The organism is Micromonospora sp. NPDC048830 (assembly GCF_043198215.1).
In the GTDB taxonomy this organism is placed as follows: domain Bacteria; phylum Actinomycetota; class Actinomycetes; order Mycobacteriales; family Micromonosporaceae; genus Micromonospora.
On the sequence record NZ_JBICUP010000003.1, the window covers coordinates 1 to 19,396 of the forward strand.

General features: G+C 72.8%; 17 protein-coding genes, 4 pseudogenes and 1 riboswitch. Of the genes and pseudogenes, 4 read left to right on the forward strand and 17 right to left on the reverse strand.

From position 1 onward, the window contains the following. Positions 1-852: hypothetical protein (locus ACGFIZ_RS04155; RefSeq protein ID WP_393415653.1), on the forward strand; the 852-nt coding region annotated here is incomplete at its 5' end. 690 nt (positions 853-1,542) lie between these two features. Here ACGFIZ_RS04155 and ACGFIZ_RS04160 read toward each other — a convergent pair. The 3 genes from ACGFIZ_RS04160 to mptB all read right to left on the reverse strand — a co-directional run bounded on the left by ACGFIZ_RS04160 (position 1,543) and on the right by mptB (position 4,772). After that, the gene (locus ACGFIZ_RS04160; protein ID WP_393415655.1) at positions 1,543-1,692 is read right to left on the reverse strand and encodes a hypothetical protein; all 150 of its coding nucleotides are present in this window, start codon (positions 1,690-1,692) and stop codon (positions 1,543-1,545) included. Between the two features lie 303 nt (positions 1,693-1,995). After that, positions 1,996-3,156 carry a glycosyltransferase 87 family protein gene (locus tag ACGFIZ_RS04165; RefSeq protein WP_393415656.1) on the reverse strand — a complete coding sequence of 387 codons (1,161 nt, stop codon included), beginning with the start codon at positions 3,154-3,156 and terminating at the stop codon, positions 1,996-1,998. A 164-nt stretch (positions 3,157-3,320) separates the two neighbouring features. Then, positions 3,321-4,772, reverse strand: a complete 1,452-nt coding sequence (gene mptB / locus ACGFIZ_RS04170; RefSeq protein ID WP_393415658.1) for a polyprenol phosphomannose-dependent alpha 1,6 mannosyltransferase MptB — start codon at positions 4,770-4,772, stop codon at positions 3,321-3,323. A 327-nt stretch (positions 4,773-5,099) separates the two neighbouring features. Here mptB and ACGFIZ_RS04175 point away from each other — a divergent pair. From ACGFIZ_RS04175 to ACGFIZ_RS04185, 3 genes and pseudogenes are all read left to right on the forward strand, one after another. Then, positions 5,100-5,662 (forward strand): annotated as a pseudogene (locus ACGFIZ_RS04175) (hypothetical protein). Positions 5,663-5,920: 258 nt separating this feature from the next. Then, positions 5,921-6,001 (forward strand): annotated as a pseudogene (locus ACGFIZ_RS04180) (hypothetical protein); the annotation flags it as partial. Continuing rightward, a complete protein-coding gene (locus tag ACGFIZ_RS04185) occupies positions 5,993-6,427 on the forward strand; it encodes a hypothetical protein (RefSeq protein WP_393416042.1) in 435 nt (144 codons plus the stop codon). The pseudogene ACGFIZ_RS04180 and the gene ACGFIZ_RS04185, both read left to right, overlap by 9 nt. On the opposite strand, the gene ACGFIZ_RS04190 is transcribed toward ACGFIZ_RS04185, so the two are convergent. From ACGFIZ_RS04190 to ACGFIZ_RS04255, 14 genes and pseudogenes are all read right to left on the reverse strand, one after another. Beyond that, positions 6,428-6,910, reverse strand: a complete 483-nt coding sequence (locus ACGFIZ_RS04190; RefSeq protein ID WP_393415660.1) for a FadR/GntR family transcriptional regulator — start codon at positions 6,908-6,910, stop codon at positions 6,428-6,430. It lies immediately after the preceding gene. Between the two features lie 60 nt (positions 6,911-6,970). After that, on the reverse strand, positions 6,971-8,563 hold the full coding sequence (gene thiC, locus ACGFIZ_RS04195; protein WP_393416044.1) for a phosphomethylpyrimidine synthase ThiC: 1,593 nt from the start codon (positions 8,561-8,563) through the stop codon (positions 6,971-6,973). A gap of 17 nt (positions 8,564-8,580) precedes the next feature. Then, complete coding sequence (gene thiD, locus ACGFIZ_RS04200; protein WP_393416046.1) at positions 8,581-9,369, reverse strand: bifunctional hydroxymethylpyrimidine kinase/phosphomethylpyrimidine kinase; 789 nt, start codon at positions 9,367-9,369, stop codon at positions 8,581-8,583. A gap of 121 nt (positions 9,370-9,490) precedes the next feature. Next, a pseudogene (locus ACGFIZ_RS04205) lies at positions 9,491-10,135 on the reverse strand (thiamine phosphate synthase); the annotation flags it as partial. Positions 10,136-10,284: 149 nt separating this feature from the next. Then, entirely contained in the window at positions 10,285-11,064 is a 780-nt protein-coding gene (locus ACGFIZ_RS04210; protein ID WP_347671720.1) for a thiazole synthase, read from the reverse strand. Next, on the reverse strand, positions 11,061-11,261 hold the full coding sequence (gene thiS, locus ACGFIZ_RS04215) for a sulfur carrier protein ThiS (protein WP_347671719.1): 201 nt from the start codon (positions 11,259-11,261) through the stop codon (positions 11,061-11,063). The genes ACGFIZ_RS04210 and thiS overlap by 4 nt, the downstream gene beginning before the upstream one ends. Further along, positions 11,230-12,390 (reverse strand): glycine oxidase ThiO, encoded by a 1,161-nt coding sequence (gene thiO, locus ACGFIZ_RS04220; protein ID WP_393415662.1) that lies wholly within the window; start codon positions 12,388-12,390, stop codon positions 11,230-11,232. Before thiO ends, thiS begins: the two co-directional genes overlap by 32 nt. Then, the gene (gene thiE / locus ACGFIZ_RS04225; RefSeq protein WP_393415664.1) at positions 12,384-13,010 is read right to left on the reverse strand and encodes a thiamine phosphate synthase; all 627 of its coding nucleotides are present in this window, start codon (positions 13,008-13,010) and stop codon (positions 12,384-12,386) included. Before thiE ends, thiO begins: the two co-directional genes overlap by 7 nt. Continuing rightward, positions 13,005-13,115: riboswitch (TPP riboswitch) on the reverse strand. It overlaps the preceding gene by 6 nt. A 216-nt stretch (positions 13,116-13,331) precedes the next feature. Next, positions 13,332-13,592: pseudogene (locus ACGFIZ_RS04230) on the reverse strand (aldo/keto reductase); the annotation flags it as partial. Positions 13,593-13,845: 253 nt separating this feature from the next. Continuing rightward, positions 13,846-14,430, reverse strand: a complete 585-nt coding sequence (locus ACGFIZ_RS04235; protein ID WP_393415666.1) for a GNAT family N-acetyltransferase — start codon at positions 14,428-14,430, stop codon at positions 13,846-13,848. Then, entirely contained in the window at positions 14,427-16,001 is a 1,575-nt protein-coding gene (locus ACGFIZ_RS04240) for an ABC transporter ATP-binding protein (protein WP_393415668.1), read from the reverse strand. Before ACGFIZ_RS04240 ends, ACGFIZ_RS04235 begins: the two co-directional genes overlap by 4 nt. Continuing rightward, on the reverse strand, positions 15,998-16,858 hold the full coding sequence (locus tag ACGFIZ_RS04245; RefSeq protein ID WP_393415670.1) for an ABC transporter permease subunit: 861 nt from the start codon (positions 16,856-16,858) through the stop codon (positions 15,998-16,000). The genes ACGFIZ_RS04240 and ACGFIZ_RS04245 overlap by 4 nt, the downstream gene beginning before the upstream one ends. Next, positions 16,855-17,805 (reverse strand): ABC transporter permease, encoded by a 951-nt coding sequence (locus tag ACGFIZ_RS04250; RefSeq protein ID WP_393415672.1) that lies wholly within the window; start codon positions 17,803-17,805, stop codon positions 16,855-16,857. The genes ACGFIZ_RS04245 and ACGFIZ_RS04250 overlap by 4 nt, the downstream gene beginning before the upstream one ends. After that, positions 17,802-19,361 (reverse strand): ABC transporter substrate-binding protein, encoded by a 1,560-nt coding sequence (locus tag ACGFIZ_RS04255; protein WP_393415674.1) that lies wholly within the window; start codon positions 19,359-19,361, stop codon positions 17,802-17,804. Before ACGFIZ_RS04255 ends, ACGFIZ_RS04250 begins: the two co-directional genes overlap by 4 nt. Positions 19,362-19,396 lie beyond the last annotated feature (35 nt).

Below are 19,396 nucleotides of genomic sequence, written 5' to 3' on the forward strand. Positions count from 1 at the left end.
AAACAGATCCTGAAGGACATCGCCAACGACCCGCACGACCCCCGGCTACCCCGCCTATCACCCGAGGAGTGGGAGCGCCTGTGGCCCCTGCTCGATCAGATGGTCGCAGCGGAGATCATCCGACTGACCCTCGGCGAATCAGTAAAAGACCCAGAGGTGCTGGAGCGCCTGTGGACCCTGCTCGACAAGAAGGTCGCAAGGTTCCTCCGCCGATATTTGAAAGACCCACGAGTAGCAGTCATCCGCATGACCGCAGACCTCCTGGAGCCTCACGAACGCGGACGCGACGTACTCGAAGACAAGTTGGGATTGGGCCTGGCCGCCCTCCGGCGACGCTTCCTCATGGAACTGCTCGGCGTGTACCCCGGCGCCGTACTCGAAAACAACCAACAAATAGCAGTCTGGGAAGAAGACCACCCGCAGTACCCATCCTATTCGGTGGACCTCGAAACCCACCGCACTTCCAACGAACACCCTGGTCGTCGGCCTCGCCGTCCGCGACTTGAGCCTCAACGACGAGTCAAGCGCACCATCGCCATGAGCGCCGAAAACTTCGCAAACTCCATCGCTTTCGCCAACACCGCACTCAAACCCGGCACCAGGGAACCCGACACCTACCGCACCAACTCGGCGCTCCTGCAATTCACCGTCAGGATCCCCGACAACAAAAACAAAATCCGCCGACAAGAAATCGCGGTGCTCTTCGGCATGGACAACCTATTCAACCTCGTCATCAACCCCAATCGCGTCGTCATCGCCGACTACGGCCCTTTCTACTTCGGCGGGAAAGACGCGGAGAAGAATTTCCCACCCGTCAAACAAGAACCCGACACCACACCCCCACCGACCTGACAGGGGCCGGCGTTGTCTCGTTCGGGTGCGGCTCCTCTGCAGGGAAGATCATCGCCGCCATACCACGGCAACGAACGAGATTCCGCGAAGCTACGGGTTATTTTTCTGCAATCCCCAACGCAACGGCGTTGTCAACCCGAGTTCCGCAGTTCGTAGGAACACGAGCTTGATCGGTTCTGTTCCTGTGCTGGTCAAGAGCTCGCGGACGGCTGCGGTTGGGGCGGCCGGCTGGAGTGTGTAGTAACACGACTGGAGATTCACGTCTTGTGTTGCCGGTGGTGACGTGGTTCCTTCGTGGTCATGTACTTGAGGTCGGCGGCGATGATGGCCTGCGCCTGCGAACGCGGGAACGTCGCCCGGGTGGTGCTGGTCTGCTGGGGTGCCGGGTCGGTACCGGCCTGTTGGAGAATCTCCCAGACGGTGGGGGGCCGCGACCTTCACCCCCAGGACGAGGGGTTCGCCGTGGATGCGGCGGCGGTGCCCCCGGGCGCTGTTCTCGCGGGCCAGGCGCAGCACCGGCCGGCTGATCGACCGGACAGTGGGTGGCCGTCCGGCCTGCCGGGGCCGGGAGCGTCTGGCGTGCCGGCGGGCTAGCAGGTCCCGGTGCCAGCGCGGCACCGTGTTCGGGCGGACCAGCAGCCGCAGGTGGCGCAGCGTGTCGCGGGGTAGCCGGTGCGGCAGGGCGGCGGGTCATGCCCGGTCAGATGGGGTGAACCGGGCCTTCTCGCCGTTCGGCTGCCGTTCGAGGATTATGACTTGGTGTGGCAGTGCCAGGATCTCGGCGTCCTTGTCCCGGTCGCTCATTGGCAGCAGCCGTAGCAACGCGACAGCGTTGGTCACACCGAGGTAGGCCAGTCGAGACAGCGCAGGCGGTCATCCTCGCGCAGCACGCGACGTAGATCATCGCCGCATCCGCCACGAGAGCCCTCGACGCTACGCCAGCGTCCTGATCTCAGTCATCAAGAGGGCTGTGACCAGGACGGACGAGGTTTCCGGCACCCGCAGTGCCCGATGGGACGGGAACGAGGGTCAACACGGCGGTCAGCTCCTGGACGTGGCCGCCGGCATGGCGGCGCAGGTCAAGCCAGGTCAGCTCCCGCACCTTCCGGCCGTGTCCGCACTTCCTCAATGAGTCAAGTCGGGTCAGGCTCCCGGCCTGACCGGTCTACGGCAGGATTTCGGAGAGCACTCGCTCCTCGGATCGATCGGCAGCAGCCCCAGCATTCCGACCGTGACCAGCAGGTACGCGTTGCTGCCGAGGAAGCCGTGCGGCCCGCCGGCGCCGTTGGCGAAGACCCACACCACGCCGCTGCACAGCACCGCGTACGCGGTGATCCCGGCGCGCAGCCGCCGCCGGGCCGCTGGCACGGCCGGGGGCCACGGCAGCGTCGCCGCGGCGACCACGACCAGGCCCGGCACCAGCCACACCAGGTGGTGCACCCAGGTGATCGGGCTGACCAGCAGGGCCAGCATGCCGGTGAGCGCGAAACCGGCCCGCTCGTCGCCCGTCGCGGCGGCCCGGCGGACGCGGAGCCACCATACGGCGAGCGCCCCGGTGATCAGGGCAAGCCACAGCAGCCGGTCGGGGTGCGCCGGGTCAAGCCGGGCGACCAGCCCGAGCAGCGACTGGTTCGACACGTACTCCAGCTTCCCGACCCGCCCGGTGTCCCACAGTGCCGCGGTGAAGAAGGTGCGGGTGGCGTCCGGGGCCACGGCCGCCGCGAGCAGAGTCGCCACCACGGCGGTGGCGACGGCTGTCGCGGCGGCGCGCCAACGCCGGGTCACCAGCAGGTACGCGACGAAGACCGCCGGGGTCAGCTTGATCGCGGCGGCCAGTCCGATGCCGATGCCGGCCAGCCGATGCCCCCGCTCCAGCAGCCACAGGTCGAGGTAGACCAGCGCCATCAGCAGCAGGTTCACCTGACCGAAGCTGACCGTGTCGCGGATCGGGTTGAGCCCGGCGAGCAGGCAGCCGGCCAGCCCGAACGCGTACCACCGCGACCAGCCGGCGCGCCTTGCGAGGGGATCGACCAGCAGGTACAGCAGGAACCCGGCCACCAGGACGGTGAGCGCCAGGTTGACCGCGATCGTCGGATACCACGGCAGGGCCGCCATCGGCAGCATGACGATCGCCGCGAACGGTGGGTAGGTGAATCCGTACTGGTTCCAGGTCGCCCACTCATAGAGTTCCCCGCCGGCCGCCCAGTGCCCCACGGCGCCGTGGTAGACCCCGATGTCGAACCAGCCCCGGTGTCCGGGCAGCACGGCGATCGCCACCCCGATCGCCGTGGCCAGCCCACCCATCAGGAGCACCCGCCGCCATGTCTGCCCCCGCGTCTCGGCGCCGTCGAGGTGACCCGCTGCCGGGCAGCCCGACCGGGCACGCGAGGATGCCGTGCCGTCCGCCGGAGCACCGGTACGCTGCGGTGCGGCGCCGCCGTCGGGCCAGGCTCCCGAGCCGGTGGCCGTCACCGGGGCGCCGCCAGCGTGCGCGAAGGCGGCCGGGCGAGCAGCCGTAGCACACCGACGGTGGCCAGCCCGACGAGCACACCTGCCGCCGCGAGCAGCGCCTGTTCGGCGTCGGGGCCGAAGCCGCTGGGCAGGGCCACGAACGCCAACACCGCCGCGCCGAGCGCCGCCGCCTGCCGGGGCCGCCCGTCGGGCGCCGCCGCCGCGAGCAGGACCAGCCCCCACAGCGCGTACCAGGGCCGGGTCGCCGGGCCGAGCAGCGCCGCGGCCAGCAGGACCAGGCCCACCGCGTACGGCGGGCCGAGCCGGTGCCGGTACCGCCAGGCAGCGCCTGCGACGGCGAGGAGGCCGAGCAGCCCCACCGTGACGCTGGCACGCATCGGCGCGGTGCCGAGGTCCAGGCCGAGAGCCTCCACCGTGCGCCGCGCGCCCCGACCGAGAGCCGTCGAGATCGACCAACTGTGCCGGTATGCCGGTGTGGCGAGGGCAGCGATCCAGCCGTACCCGATGCCGGCCGCCCATGTGACGGCGGTGGCGGTGGCCACCGCGAAGCCGGCGGTGCGGGCCACCGCGGCGCGGGCGCCGATGCGCCGGACGGCGAGCGCACCCACCACCAGCAGGCCCAGCAGCGCCGGCACCTTCACCAGCGCGGCGAGCGTGACCAGCACGGCCGCCGCGCCGAACCGGTCCGCGAGAGCCAGCCGCAGCCCGACGACGAGCAGCCCCAGCATCACCGCCTCGTTGTGGGCGCCGGCGACGAGGTGTAGCGGTACGAGCGGGTTGAGCACGCCCAGCCAGAGCGCTGCGGCCGCGTCGACCCCGCAGTGGCGGGCCAGACGGGGAAGGTTCACCACGAGCAGTGCCACCCCGGCCAGCGCGACGAGCCGCAGCGCGAGCACGCCGAGCGTCAGGTGCCCGCCGGTGACCGCCAGGACGCCGGCGGCGAGGGTCAGGAAGACCGGCCCGTACGGCGCGGGCGTCTGCTGCCACATCTGCGGCACCTCAGCGGCGAGCCGCCCGCCGAGGTGCGCCACACCGAGCCGGTAGACGTCCAGGTCGGCGAGGACCATCGCGCCCTGCGCCAGGTAGCTGTAGGCGTCGCGGGAGAACAGCGGCGGCGCGAGCAGCAACGGCCCCGCCCAGCAGGCCAGCGTGATCGCGACACTGCGGACGGCGGGGCGGGCGACCTCCTCCGGACCGGGCCGCCGCAGGTCGCGGCCCGCCCACCACCAGGCGACCGTGAGCAGGGTCAGCCCGGCGTAGCCGAGGAACAGCGCCGGCCGGTCCAGGCGGCGCAGAGCTGTCCACCAGAGCGCGTCCTGCACCGGCAGCGCCCCGGCGCCGCAGCCCGCGACGGCCAGCAGGGTGGCACCCACGCCTCCGAGGAGGCGATACGCGGGAACGTTCGACGGTGTCGGCACCGAGGCATGATGCCTGTGCCACCTGACCACCAGACGGCCACTTGTCGATCAACAGGCGGCCTCTGGATGTCCGCTCAGCCGAGAGTTCTCGCCGTGCCTGGGCAGACGTCCCGGCGAGCTGGGTAGTCAGGCGCGGATCGCGGCATGAACTGCCGATACCTCGCCGTCACCGGCGTCGACCACCGTCGCGTGAACGCGTCGGCCTGGGTGGTTCCGGCGGCCCCGTGCTGCCGCACCGGGCGGCCGGGCTCGCGTTCCGGGCAGCCGCGCGTCCACCTGGGCGTCGCCGGTCGTTCAGTCTGGGCGGCTAGGCTGCGCCTCTCCCGCCGCCGTGCCGAGGGACGGATCCACGCTGTCGTGCACCACGCCAACCACTACTACGGGCACTCCCACACACTGGCCCGGTACTGCGGACTCGACGACCGCGACCCGCCCCGCATCGGCGGCTACCTCCAGCACGGCTGGAACATCGGCGACGGAATGGCCGGCGACCACGAGTTCGTCCCGGGTGTCCCGCTAACCGCGACCCGGACTTCCTGCGCCGGCAACTCGCCGAGCAGCGCGGCTACCGGCGGGTGGCCTCCAACTGGCTGTGCAGCGCCGTCTTCTACGGGATTCTTGCCGGCTGCGAACCGGCCGTCTACGGCGACCCGATGCGGCTCGCCGGCGAGGTGCCGCTCTGGGGTGGCCAGCCGCGCATCCGCCGGCAGTGGGCGGAGCTGCACGGCCCGTACGTCGACCCCGTCGTGGCCCGCGAGGTGGCCGTCGCCGAGCTGGGTGCCGACCGCCTGCTCACGCCGGCCGAACTGCGCCGGCTGCTGGGCTGGCCCGAAGCCGCCCCGCCGGTGGCCGACGCCGCGTCGCCCACCGACCACGGCCGGCCCGACCGCCCCACCCACGCCCCGGAGGAGAACCGGTGAACCCTCGACTGACCGGTGGGGCGATGCACGTCTGGTCCGACCTCGACGGCAACCACGGCCCCGGTCCGGTACGTGGTGCCGTCCTCGCCCCGCTGCTGGCCACCGCCACCGGTCGCACGCTGGTCGCCGGGCCGCTCGACCCGGCGCTGCTCGAGGCGGTACCCGTGGACGATCTGACCGTGCTGGTGCGGGGGATCGCCGACGCGCAGACGCTGGCCGCCCAGCACCCCAAGGTGACGGGTCGAGTACGACCGGGCGGGCCGGCCGATCGCCAAGATCGACCCGCTGAACCGCCGGGTGGAGCTGGGCTACGACGTCGAGAGCAACCTGGTGTTCGCGTTCACCCGGTGGGAGAACGAGTCGCCCACCGACGCCGAGCGAGCCAAGCGGACCATCGTCGACACGTACGACATCGCCGGTCGCCGCGAACGCCGCGCCCTCGGCACCGACGGCCCGGTCTACACCTGGGCCTACGACGCCAAGGACCGGATCACCGGCTACGGCGACCCGACCGGTGTCCGCGAGGTCACCTACGACGACGAGGACCAGATCACCAAGGTGGTCCGGAAGGAGGCCGGCGACCGGACCGAGACGTTCACCTACGGGTACGACATCCGGGGCAACGTCACCACCCGCAGCTACCCCGACGGCACCGCGGTCACCGCCGACTACGACGCCGACAGCCGTCTCACCGAGCTGACGGTCGGCGGTGGGTCCGCCGGTCCCGACCCGGCGACCTGGAAGTTCGGTTTCGGTAGCTGTTGATCAAGGCGGCGGCCGGTGCGGTTGATCTGTCCCGCGGGTCGTTGTGTTGCGGGGGCATGCTGATGGCCCGGCGTGGTGGCCGGGGTCCTCCAGGTGCAGGCTCGTCGTGACGCGGGGCGGGCGTCCGGCGAGCACCTCGGCGATCACGTCGGTCAGCGCGGTGAACATCTCGTTGAGGCACGCCTGCAGCAGCAGCGCGTGGAACTCGACATCGGCGGCCAGGAACGCCTCGAGTTCGCCCGCTTCGCCGAGTTGCCGCATCCGAGTGGCCAGCGTACTCAGCCGCTCGCGCTCGTCGGCGGTGGCGTGCCTGGCGCCGCCCGCGGTGGCGAGTGGCTCGACAGCCACCCGCAGTTCGGTGAGGGTACGTAGCTGGTCGACGCGGCCGGGGCCGACGAGGAGTACGTCGACTGGGTGGCCGGCCTCGCCTCCGACGACGAGAACGGCGACGACGACGCCCGTACGCTGCGCACCGGCCGCCACCACCGCGACTGACTTCCGGGGGCGGGCCGGCGGTGCGACCGGCCCGCCCCCGGAGGGCGCTCAGGCCAGCGGCAGGTAGACCCGGGCCCCGGCGGAGACGAACTCCTCGGACTTGTCCTTCATCCCCCGCGCGGCGTAGTCCTTCAGCTCCTGGGTGATCTTCATCGAGCAGAACTTCGGCCCGCACATCGAGCAGAAGTGCGCGGTCTTCGCCGGCTCCGCCGGCAGCGTCGCGTCGTGGTAGGACCGCGCGGTCTCCGGGTCCAGCGAGAGGTTGAACTGGTCCTCCCAGCGGAACTCGAAGCGCGCCGTGGAGAGCGCGTCGTCCCACGCCTGCGCCCCGGGGTGCCCCTTGGCCAGGTCCGCCGCGTGCGCCGCGATCTTGTACGCGATCACGCCCGCCTTGACGTCGTCCCGGTCGGGGAGCCCGAGGTGCTCCTTCGGGGTGACGTAGCAGAGCATCGCGGTGCCGAACATGCCGATCATCGCGGCGCCGATCGCCGAGGTGATGTGGTCGTACGCGGGCGCGATGTCCGTGGTCAGCGGGCCCAGCGTGTAGAAGGGCGCCTGGTGGCACCACTCCTGCTGGCGGTCCACGTTCTCCTTGATCTTGTGCATCGGCACGTGACCCGGTCCCTCGATCATCACCTGGACGTCGTACTCCCAGGCCACCTCGGTCAGCTCGCCGAGGGTCCTCAGCTCGGCGAACTGCGCCTCGTCGTTGGCGTCCGCGATGGAGCCCGGCCGCAGCCCGTCGCCGAGCGAGAACGTCACGTCGTAGCGGGCCAGGATCTCGCACAGCTCCCGGAAGTTGGTGTAGAGGAAGTTCTCCTGGTGGTGCGCCAGGCACCAGGCCGCCATGATCGAACCACCCCGGGAGACGATCCCGGTCACCCGGTCCACCGCCAGCGGCACGTACGGCAGCAGCACCCCGGCGTGCACCGTCATGTAGTCGACGCCCTGCTCGGCCTGCTCGATGACGGTCTCCCGGAACACCTCCCAGCTCAGCTTCACCGGGTCACCGCCGACCTTCTCCAGCGCCTGGTAGATCGGCACGGTGCCGATCGGCACCGGGGAGTTCCGCACGATCGCCTCGCGGGTCTCGTGGATCCGCTTGCCCGTGGACAGGTCCATCACGGTGTCCGCACCCCACCGGGTGGCCCAGGTCAGCTTCTCCACCTCCTCGGCGATGGAGGAGGTGACCGCCGAGGTGCCGATGTTGGCGTTCACCTTCACCAGGAACGCCTTGCCGATGATCGCCGGCTCGCACTCCGGGTGGTTGACGTTGAGCGGCAGCACGGCCCGCCCTGCCGCGATCTCGTCCCGGACGAAGTCGGGCGCGACGCCCTCCCGGATCGCCACGAACTCCATCTCCGGGGTGACCACCCCCGCCCGGGCGTACGCGAGCTGCGTCGGGCGCTTCCCGTCCGCGCCCGCCAGCGGCGTCCCGGCGCCCCGCACCGGAGCGACGTCACCCCGCTCGGCGATCCACTCCCCGCGCAGCGGCGGCAGCCCGACCTCCGGGTCGGAGCCGGGACCGGAGGTGTCGTACAGGCGGACCGGCGGGTTGCCTCCGGTCAGCTCCACCTCGGCGAACGGCACCTGGAGATCCGGCCGCGTCCCCTCCACGTAGACCTTGCGTCGTGCCTGCATGACAGCCTCCCTGATGGTCAACAGGACCAGCCGAAGTGGTCCAGCGGGCCGCGACCCGCGCCCAACTCCCAGTGCCGCGCGCCGGTCAGCGCGCGGGTCACGTACTCCTTCGCGGCGGCCACCGCGACCGGCACCGGATCGCCGGACGCCAGCCGGACGGCGATCGCCGCCGAGAACGAACAGCCCGTGCCGTGGCTGTGCCGGGTGGTTACCCGGGGCGCCCGTAGCAGCGTGGTCGTGCCGCCGCCGACCAGCACGTCCACCGACTCGCCGTCGGCGTCCAGGTCGCCGCCGGTCACCACCACGTGCGCCGGGCCGCCGGCCGCGATGGCCTCGGCCGCCGCGACCATCTCCACGACCGTGGTCACCGGGCGTCCGGTGAGGGCCGCGGCCTCCGCGCAGTTCGGCGTCGCCACCTCGGCGTACGGGAGCAGCCGCTCGACCGCCTCCACGACGCCGAGCCGGTGCCCACTGGTGGCGACCAGCACCGGGTCGACGACCAGCCGGGGCAGCCGGCCCGCCTGCGCCGCCTCGGCCACCGCGTCGGCGACCGCCGGGGTGGCGAGCATGCCGGTCTTCACCGCGCGTACCGCGAAGTCGCCGAGCACGCTGTCCAACTGGTCGCGGACGGTCTGCGGGGGCAGTGGCAGGACGGCGTCGACGCCCCGGGTGTTCTGCGCGGTGACCGCGGTGATCACGCTGGTGCCGTACGCGCCGAGGGCGGCGAAGACCTTGAGGTCGGCCTGGATGCCGGCTCCTGCGCCGGAGTCGGATCCGGCGATGGTGAGTACTGTTCGCGGCGTCACGCCTTCCCCTCTCTGGTTGCGCTTGGGGGCTGCGGCCAGCGTTCCGGGGTCGTTGCGCTGGGGGCTGCGGCTGACCGTGCCCACTCCGGGCGGTCAGGCTTGATCCCTCCGTGGGCACGGTCGGCCGCAGCCCTGTCGGGGCGACCGCCGTCGTTCGGTGCCGGCTGCGCGGCAGCGGGCTGACTGCCTCGTGGAAGCTCTCGGTCAGCGCGGTGGCTGCCTCGGTGGGGTTCTCGGCTCGCATGAGCGCGCCGAGCACGGCCACTCCGGTGGCGCCTGCCGCGACGCATGCGCTGACGTGGTCGGGGGTGTCGACTCCACCCAGTGCCAGGACCGGCACCGGGCTGGCCTTGATCAGCTTGGCGAGACCGGTCGGCCGGAGGGGTGGGCCGTAGCCGGGTTTGGTCCTTGTCGGGAAGACCGGGGAGAGGGTGGCGTAGTCCTCTGTGCTGAGTCGGGCGAGTTCCGCCTGGTCGTGGCAGGAGCGGCCGACCAGTCCCGCGCACGGCGGCGGGTACGGGCCGGCCGCCGGCAGGTGCACGGCGTCCCCGCCGAGCGGGTCCGGGCCGGCCACGATCAACGCGCCGGCCACCTCGGCGAGGATCGCCCGCAGATCGGCGGCGAGGGCGAGGCGCTCGGCGCGCGGCAGGTCCTTCTCCCGCAGCACCACCCACCGCACTCCCCCACGGACGGCCCCGGCGACGACGTCGGCGAGTGGCCCCCGCGCCACCCGCCGGTCCGTCAGCAGCACCACGCCCGACGGCACGGCGCGGCCCGGGATCTTGGCGGATTCCGGCCCCGCCAGGGGCCACTTCCTGCCAAGATCTGGAGCCGAAGCTGCGACCCTGCGACCAACCGAGCCCTGGCGGGGAGGATTCGCACCGGGATCCGCCGGAGCGAGATGCGACGCGCGGCTCACAGGTCCGGCCGTCCCTCGTCCGGGGTGGAGGCGAGGGCGTGGAAGCGGCGGGCGATCCGGCCCGCCCGGTACGCGAGCCGCCCGGCCTCCACGGCGTACCGCATGGCGGTGGCCATCGCCACCGGGTCCGCCGCCCGGGTGACCGCGCTGGCCAGCAGCACCGCGTCGCAGCCCAGCTCCATGGCGAGCGCCGCGTCCGAGGCGGTGCCGATGCCGGCGTCGAGGATCACCGGCACGTCCACGCTCTGCCGGATCAGCCGGATGTGGTGCGGGTTGCTCACCCCCAGCCCGGAGCCGATCGGGGCGCCGGCCGGCATCACCGCCGCACACCCGACGTCGGCCAGCCGCCGGGCCAGCACCGGATCGTCCGAGGTGTACGGCAGCACGGTAAAGCCGTCCGCGACCAGCTCCTCGGCCGCGCGCAGCAGCTCCACCCCGTCGGGCAGCAGGGTGCGGTCGTCCCCGATCACCTCCAGCTTCACCCAGTCGGTGCCGAACGCCTCCCGGGCCAGGTGGGCCACCTTCACCGCCTCCGACGCGGTGTAGCAGCCCGCGGTGTTCGGCAGCAGCCGCACGCCGCAGCGGTCCAGCAGGTCGAGCAGCCCGCCGGCGGTGCCCGGGGCGGTGTCCACCCGGCGCAGCGCCACCGTGACCAGCTCGGTGCCGGAGGCCCGGACGGCCTGCTCCAGCACGTGCAGGTTGGCCGCGCCGCCGGTGCCGAGGATGAGCCGGGAGCCGAAGCCGACCCCGCCGAGTTCGAAGGACACCCCGCTCACCCGCCCTGGGCGGCGCTGAGCACCTCGACCCGGTCGCCGTCGCGCAGCACGGTCACCGACCAGCCGCCGCGCGGCACCACCTCACCGTTGACCGCGACCGCGAGGCCGCGCTCCTGGTCGGTGACCGCGCGGACGACCTCCGCGAGGGTCGTCCCGCCGGGCAGGTCACGCCCCGTGCCGTTGACGATCAGTTGCACGTCTCCTCCTCGATGGCGGATGCGTCCGATCCCGGCCCGTGGTGGCCGGCGCGTCGGTGCCGGCGAACCGGTCGGGGGTGAAGGGGGCGAGCAGCGGGTCCGGCTCGCCGGTGACGATCAGCTCGGTGACCAGGTCGGCGGTGACCGGGGTGAGCACGATGCCGTGCCGGTGGTGTCCGGTGGCGGCGAGCACGCCGGGCCGGCCGGGCAGCGCCCCGATGATCGGCGCGTTGTCCGGCGTACCGGGGCGCAGCCCGGCGGATGCCTCGGCCAGGTCGTACTCGGCCAGCTCGGGGACCAGGTCCACGGCGGCGCGGAGCAGCCGGAGCACCCCGCCGGCGGTCACCTCGGTGTCGGCGCGCTCCTCGACGGTCGCTCCGACCACCACCTCGCCGCTGTCCCGGGGCACCAGGTAGACCGACTCGCCGTCGGCGTACCCCCGGACCACGTGCCGGAAGTCCGGCGCGCCGCGACCGGGCGCGCGGAGCCGCAGCACCTGGCCCTTCACCGGACGGACCGGGAGCCCGGTGAGCGCCGCCGCGCCGCAGCCGGCCGCGACCACGGTGACCCGGGCGTCCACCTCGGACAGGTCGCCGATCACGCCCGGCCGCCACACCGCGCCGGCCTGCTCGGCGGCGGTCCGCAACGCGGCGACCAGCCGGCGCGGGTCGACCTGGTGGTCGCCGGGGGCGACCGCACCGCCGCGCACGCGCGGGGCCAGCGCCGGTTCGCGGTCCCGCAGCTCCGAGGGGCGCAGCGGCGTGATCGGCAGCCCCAACCCCTGCTGGTACGTCCAGAGTCGACGCGCCTCGGCCAGGTCGTCGGTGGTCAGCCCGACCACCAGGGTGCCGTCGGTGCGGTAGCCGAGATCGGCGCCGGCGGCCTCGGCCAGCTCGGCGGCGAAGCCGGGCCAGCGGGCGGCGGACTCGGTGAGCAGCCCGGTCAGCTGGTGCTCCCCGAAGTACGCCTCGGCGACCGGCGCGAGCATCCCGGCCGCCACGTGCGACGCGCCCGTACCAGGGGCAGGATCGTGCACCGTCACGCGCAGTCCCCGGGACGCGCACCGCCACGCGACAGCCAGCCCGACCGGTCCCGCCCCCACGACAGCGACGTCCGGTCGGGTCAGCACGTCAGGGCCTCGATCAGGTCAGCAGTCGTGCGTGCGGGATCGGGGCTGGCGGAAATCGCCCCGACCACCGCCACCCCGTACGCCCCGGCGGCGCGCAGCGCCGGCACCGACGCGGCGGTCACCCCGCCGATCGCGATGACCGGCACGTCCACCGCTCCGGCGACCGCGCGTACCCCCGCGGGGCCGATCGGCTCGGGCAGCCCGGCCTTGGTGGTGGTGGCGTGGCAGGGGCCGACGCCCAGGTAGCTCGCCCCGGCGGCGACCGCCTCGGCGGCGGCCACCGGTTCCCGGGCGGTCGCGCCGAGCACGGCGGTGGCGCCGAGCACCTGGCGGGCCGCCCGCACCGGCAGGTCGGCGGCGCCGACGTGGCCACCCGCCGCGTCCACCGCCAGCGCCACGTGCAGCCGGTCGTTGACCAGGCACGTCGCCCCGTACGGCCGGCACAGCGCGACCACCTGGCGGGCCAGCTCGTACGCCTCCCGGTCGGTGGCGTCGTCCGCCACCCGGACCTGGACGACCAGCTCGGCGCGGGCCACCGGCAGGGCGGCCCGCAGCACGCCGAGCGGATCCCGCCCCGGCCGGGTGTCGGTGATCAGATGCAGTCGTCCCAGGGACGGCACGGCAATACTCCTCCCTGCGCCGGCATTACCCGGATCAGGTTCGACGGTCGGGGGCTTCCAGCCCCCCTCTCAGCCCGGTACGCACCGGGCTCCCGTGGGTCACTTGCGGCCTACCGTACGACGTTCCACCGGACACGCCAAGGGTGGGTGACGCTTCTCCCACCCACCGTCCCTGGTGGAGGCGGGACAGCGGGTGACGGTCCGCTGACGACACGCTGTCCTGATGCCCTCGACCGCCCGCGTTTCGCGCCGTCGGGCTGCCGCCGGAGAGCCGGCTGCCCCGGCGCCGTCGGTACGGCATCGGGGCAGCGGAAGGCCCGGTCAGAGGAGGGCGTCGAGCGCGTCCAGGTCCTCGTCGGTGGGCTGCCAGGCGCCCGCCTCGGCGTTGGCGTGCACCTGCTCGGGGATGGTGGCGCCGGCGATGACCGAGGTCACCGCCGGGCGTGCGGCCAGCCCGCCGATGGCCACCTGGAGCATGGTGAGCCCGCGCTCGGCCGCGTACGCCTCGGTCGCCTCGACGGTGTCCCAGTCGGCTGCGGCCAGCCGCTCGGCGTACCGGCCGCCGCCGGAGAGTCGACGGCGGCCAGGCTTCCGCTGCCCTTGCGCCAAACCGAGACGATTGCCGTCCTGCCGTCAGGGGTCACATCCATCTCGGGGAACCCCATCAGGTCCGGACCGACCGGCCGAACCACCGACGCACCCGGCGTGAGCAGGGCTACACGCTTCTTCATGGCGTATTTGTCATTCCCCGATCCGTTTGGCGATCTCAAGCCAAGTCCCGACTCCGTCAAGAACTTTCTTGTGATCGTCTCCCATGGCGCGGCCGTCCGCGCGTTCAAGCCGGTGCGGGGGCGGTGTCCATCAGTGCCGGTATGGCCGGCACCCGGCCCGGCAGGGGGATCTCGAAGTGCATGGTCCGGCAGTTGCCGTCGCGGGCGTCGTGGATCGGGGTCGCCACCGATCGCCAGAACGCCTCCGCGCCTGGCACTCCGGTGTCGGTGTGCAGGTAGAGGTCCCGATATCCGGGCTGGTCGGCGACGAACGCGACCGCCTGTTCGACCAGGGCGCGGGCCAGTCCCCGGCGGCGGTGCGCCGGGTGTACGTACACCCGGAAGAGCTGGGCGGTGGTGGCATCGGGGTACCGCTGCACGAGGAACGCCGGATGCGGCGGGCTTTTCGGGCCGGCGGCCCGCACGGCGGTGGTGCCCACCACCTCGTCGCCGAGGGTCGCGACGAAGAGCGCGTGCCGCTGCGGCCGCAGGTAGGTGCCGTCGAGGTCGATCACGTCGAAGTGCCACTCCGGCCGGTATCCGTAGCCGAAGACGTGGTAGAAGGTGTCCAGCATGACGCGGCGGGCGCTGTCGAGATGGTGCCGTCCAGCGAGCTGGACCTGGTAATCGCCGACGGTAGAGTTAATCATCCGAGCTGACTCTTTTCCGTGCATTTGGTGGTGACAACTTCGTGTAACAGCGATCGGCTCAACGATTGACGAGCCGAGGTGAGCAGGGTGGCTGCCGGCCCGTTCTCGATGACCCGGCCGTCGTGCAGGACGGCCACCCGGTCGGCGAGTCGGGCGACCACGTCCCGGTCGTGACTGATCACCAGCAGGGCGACATCGTCCGCGCGGCGTAGCTCGTCGACCAGGTCCAGGATCCGGTCCCGGGTGACCGCGTCCAGCCCTGCGGTGATCTCGTCGCAGATCAGCACCCGCGGCTCGGCGAGCAGGGCGCGGGCCAGGGCCGCCCGATGTAGTTCCCCGCCGGAGAGCCGGCCGGGGTCCCGGGTGACCAGGTGTCCGGCCAGCCCCACTCGGTCCAGGGCGGCGCGGGCCGCCGCCCGGGCCGCGCGCACCGGCCGGTCGTGCAGCCGTATCGCCGGGCGCGCCACCTGGTCGAGGACCGGTCGCCACGGGTCGAAGCTGGCTCGGGCGTCCTGGAAGATGTACTGCACCGCGGCGAGGTCGGCACGGTCTCGCCGGTCCAGGGTCGCGGCGAGTGGCCGGCCGGCCAGCTCGACGGTTCCGGTACGCGGCCGGTGCAGGCCGGCGATGCACCGGGCCAGGGTGGTCTTTCCGCTGCCGGAGCGGCCGACCAGGGCGAGGCACTCCCCGGCGGCGAGGGTGAGGCCCACGTTCTCCAGAACGGTGCGGCGGCGGCCTCCGCCGGAGTGTTCGGCGACCATGTCGGCGATGCCGAGCACGGGCGGGCGGTCCCCGCCGCTGGGCCGGGTGCCGACGGGGCGCGCGGCGAGCATCCGGCGGGTCCACTCGTGGCGGGGCGCGTCGAACACGTGCGCGGCCGGACCGGCCTCGACCGGTTCCCCGCGGTGCAGGATGAGCAGGTCGTCGGCGACCGTGCGGACCAGATGCAGATCGTGGCTGAGCAGCACGACGGCCATCCCGCCGCGGGCCAGGGCGGTCAGCTCGGCGGCCACGTCTCGCCGGGTCAGGTTGTCCTGTCCGGTGGTGGGCTCGTCGGCGACGAGCAGCCGAGCCCCGGCCAGCAGCGCGTGTGCGATGACCAGCCGCTGCTGCTGCCCGCCGGAGAGTTGGTCCGGGAAGCGACGCAGCAGGTCCCGGTCGGCCGGCAGGGAGACCCGGTGCAGGGCGGCCCGCACGGCTTGCCGGGTCCGGTCCCGGCGGGCGCCGCCGGACGGGAGGTGCCGGCGGGCGATCTCGTGCAGCACCGTGCCGACCCGGCGGACCGGGTTGAGTACCGCCGACGGCTGCTGCGGCACGTACCCGACGGTGCCCGGTGGGGGCGGCTCCGCTGGGGTGACGCCACGGCCGGCGACCTCGACCCGGCCGGTGAGGCGGACCCCGGACCCGGGCTCACCTAGCAGCGCCCGACCGAGGGTGGTCTTGCCGCTGCCGGAGGCCCCGATGACGGCAAGCACCCGCCCGGCTGCCAGCTCGAACGACACGTCGTCGAGCAGCCGCCGGCCGCCCGCCTCGGCCCACAGCCCGGCCACCCGTACCACTGCCCCGGTCACCGGCTCGCCTCCGCGCCGACGATTGGAGCCTTCGCCCCGATGTGGTTTGGAGGGTGGGCGAGCAGCCGGTCGGCGACCAGGTTGACGCCGACGGCGAGGGCGACGATCAGCGCTGCCGGGGCCACCACCGCCCACGGTTGCAGGGCCAGGCCGGAGCGGTTGCGGTCCACCATCACCGCCCAGTCGGCGGCGTCCGGGGCGACCCCGATGCCGAGGAAGCTGGCTGTGGCGACCAGATACAGGGCGCCGATGAACCGGACTCCCGCGTCGGCCAGCAGCACCCGCCGCACACCCCGTCCGACGTGGCCGATCACGCGGTGCCACCAGCTCTCCCGGTACAGCAGCATCGCCTCCATAGCCGGACCGTGGGCCAGCGGCAGCGCGCTGGCCCGGCTGATCCGGGCCACCTCGGGCAGGCCGATCAGGGCGACGATCACCACCAGGGCCGCCGGCGTGCGGGGTGTGGCGGCGGAGAGCAGGATCAACAGCAGCAGCGCCGGCACCGCCAGCAGCAGGTCCAGGGGACGCATCAGCAGCTCGTCCAGCCAGCGCCGCCGGGTGGTCGCGGCCCAGAGCCCCAACGGCACCCCGACCAGGTATGCCAACGCGGTGGCCGCCACCGCCACCGCGACCACCGACCGCCCGCCGAGCAGCGCCTGACCGAGTACGTCCCGTCCGACGAAGTCGGTGCCGAGCGGGCCGTTGGGGGTGAACGGCCGCCCGCGTCCGGCTGGCTCCCCGGCCAGCACTGGCCCGACCAGGGCGACCAGCAGGGGGATGGCGAGCAACACCGTACCGACAACCGCCCGGCACCGGTGCCGGCGCGGGTCGCGACCGCCCCTGTCCGCCGCGCTCACCGGGCCACCTGGGTACGCGGGGCCAGCCGGAACGCCACCAGGTCGGCGACGAGGTTCACCACGACGGTGACCACGGCGATCAGGACGCAGAGTCCCTGGATCGTCGGTACGTCCCGGGTGGTGACCGCGTCCACCAGGGCGGTGCCCAGCCCGGGGATCACGAACACCGCCTCCACCACGATCACCCCACCGAGCAGCCAGTCCGTCGTACGGGCAAGCTGCTGCACCACCGGGGCGAGCGCGTTGGGCAGCGCGTGCCCCAACCAGAGCCGGGGCCTCGGCAGGCCGAGCCGCCGGGCGTGCGCCATGTACGCCGAGCCGGCCGCTTCGATCAGCCCGGCCCGGGTGAGCCGGCTGAGCGAGCAGATCGGCCGGGCCAGCAGCACCACCAACGGCAGCACCAGCACGGCCGGCTGGGCCAGCAGGTTCCCACCGGTGCCGACGGCGGTCGGCGGGAACCAGCCCAGGTGTACCCCGAAGAGGGCGACGAGCAGGATGGCCAGGGCGAACTCGGGTACCGCGTACAGGCCGACGACCACGGCCGACAGTCCCCGGTCCAGTCGGCCGCCTGCGCGCCGGGCCGCGAGCATCCCCACCCCGACCGCCATCGGTACGAGCAGCAGCAGAGTCGCCACGGCCAGCAGCACGGTGGGGCCGGCGTTGCCGGTGAGCACGTCGACGACCGGCCGCCCGGACACCAGGGAGACGCCGAGGTCACCCCGGAGCACGTCGGCCAGCCAGTCCAGGTAGCGCTGCCAGACCGGGCGGTCCAGCTCCAACTGCGCCCGGATGGCGGCGATCCGGTCCGGGTCGGGTTGGTCACCGGCGATCACCACGGCGGCGTCGCCGGGCAGCGCCTCGGTCAGCACGAAGACGACGGTGGCGACGCCGGCGACCTGCGCGAGGCCGAGCAGCAGCCGGCGGCCGGCGTACCGGGGCAGGCTCATCCCAACCAGACCTTGTCGAAGCGTGCCCAGTTGAGCGTGTTGGCGGGGGTGTTGCCGGCCACTCCGCCCACCTTCGGCGCGGTGCCGACCAGGAAGTCGGCGAAGCCCCAGATCAGGAAACCGCCTTCGGCGTGCAGCATCCGTTGCATGTCCCCGTACGCCTGCGTCCGCGTGGACTCGTCGGCGCTGGAGACGGCGCGTGCGTAGAGGGCGTCGAAGTCGGGGCGGGCCCACCGGGTGGCGTTGGTGGTGCTGTTGCTCAGCAGCCGCTGCGTTATGTGCGTCTCGATCGGCATCGCTCCCGAGCGGTAGCAGGCCAGCGAGCCGTTGGTGAGGATGTCCCGCCAGTAGGTGTCCTTGTTTCCGGTGGTCGGCACCACGGTCAGCCCGACCTGTTTCGCCTGCTCGGCGAAGGTGCTGGCGGCCTCGACGAAACCGCTGGCCACGGCGGCGGTGTCCAGCTTGACGGTGAGCCCCTCGGCGCCCGCCTTCTTGATCAGGGCGCGGGCCCGGTCCGGGTCGGGAGTGCGCTGCGGGATGTCGTCGGCGTAGTACTGGTAGCCCTTGCCGAACAGGTCGTTGCCGATCTGTCCGGAACCGGCGAGCACCGTGTCGACGAGCTGTTGCCGGTCGGTCAGCAGGAACATTGCCTCGCGCAGGTCCCGGTTGTCGAACGGCGCCCGGTCCACCTTCATGGTGAAGCCCTGCATGGTGCTGTTCGGCATCCGGACGATCGACACCCGGGCGTCGTCGGCGTAGGTGCGGGCGGTGGTCGGGGTGAGGTCGTGGGCGTACTCGACCTGCCCGCCAAGCAGTGCGTTGATCCGGGCTGACTCCTCGTTGCTGATCAGGTACTCCAGCTCGTCCAGGTAGGGCGCGCCCTCCCAGTAGTCGTCATACCGCTTGAGCAACAGGCTCCGGCCGGGCTGGAACGAGCCGAACCGGAACGGGCCGGAGCCGACTGGCTGATCGAAGTTGTCCATGCCCTCCGGCACCACGTACGCGCCGAAGGCGGCGAGCACGTTCGGAAACTCGGCGAACGGGCGGGTCAATCCGAACTCGACGGTTCGGTCGTCGACCGTCCGGCTGTGGCGCAGGTCGAGCAGGCCCAGGCTGGCTCGGGCGCGGAACGCCCGCTGCGGGTCGGTGATCCGGCTGTAGCTGTAGAGCACGTCGGCGGCGCGGACCGGCCGACCGTCGTGAAAGGTGGCCTCCCGCAGGACAACCCGCCACCGGGTCAGGTCGCCGTTCGGCTCCCAGCTACTCGCGAGCCGGGGTTCGATCGACACGTCCGCGCCGTAGTCGGCGAGCTTGTCGAAGACTGCCTTGGCCCGGGACGCCTCGTTGAACAGGTTCGCCAGGTGCGGGTCGAGTGTCTCGGTCGCGCCGCCCCCGGCGAACGCGGCCCGCAGTCGGCCGCCACGGCGTGGTGAGCCGGTACCCGCCTGGCCGGTGGCGTTTCCGCCGCAGCCGGTCAGTGCGGCCGTCGACAACGCGACCGCCCCGCCGAGCAGGGTCCGCCGGCTCAGCCCGGCCGTACGCGTGGAGGGGATCATGGATTGTCCTTCCTTGACAACATGGTTCAGCCGCG

Bases quoted from the DNA above. Each gene is read 5' to 3' on its own strand.
- ACGFIZ_RS04250 (WP_393415672.1), bottom strand. From the start codon at position 17,805: ATGAGCCTGCCCCGGTACGCCGGCCGCCGGCTGCTGCTCGGCCTCGCG.
- ACGFIZ_RS04165 (WP_393415656.1), bottom strand. From the start codon at position 3,156: ATGGGTGGGCTGGCCACGGCGATCGGGGTGGCGATCGCCGTGCTGCCC.
- ACGFIZ_RS04255 (WP_393415674.1), bottom strand. From the start codon at position 19,361: ATGATCCCCTCCACGCGTACGGCCGGGCTGAGCCGGCGGACCCTGCTC.
- thiC (WP_393416044.1), bottom strand. From the start codon at position 8,563: ATGCAGGCACGACGCAAGGTCTACGTGGAGGGGACGCGGCCGGATCTC.
- ACGFIZ_RS04235 (WP_393415666.1), bottom strand. From the start codon at position 14,430: ATGATTAACTCTACCGTCGGCGATTACCAGGTCCAGCTCGCTGGACGG.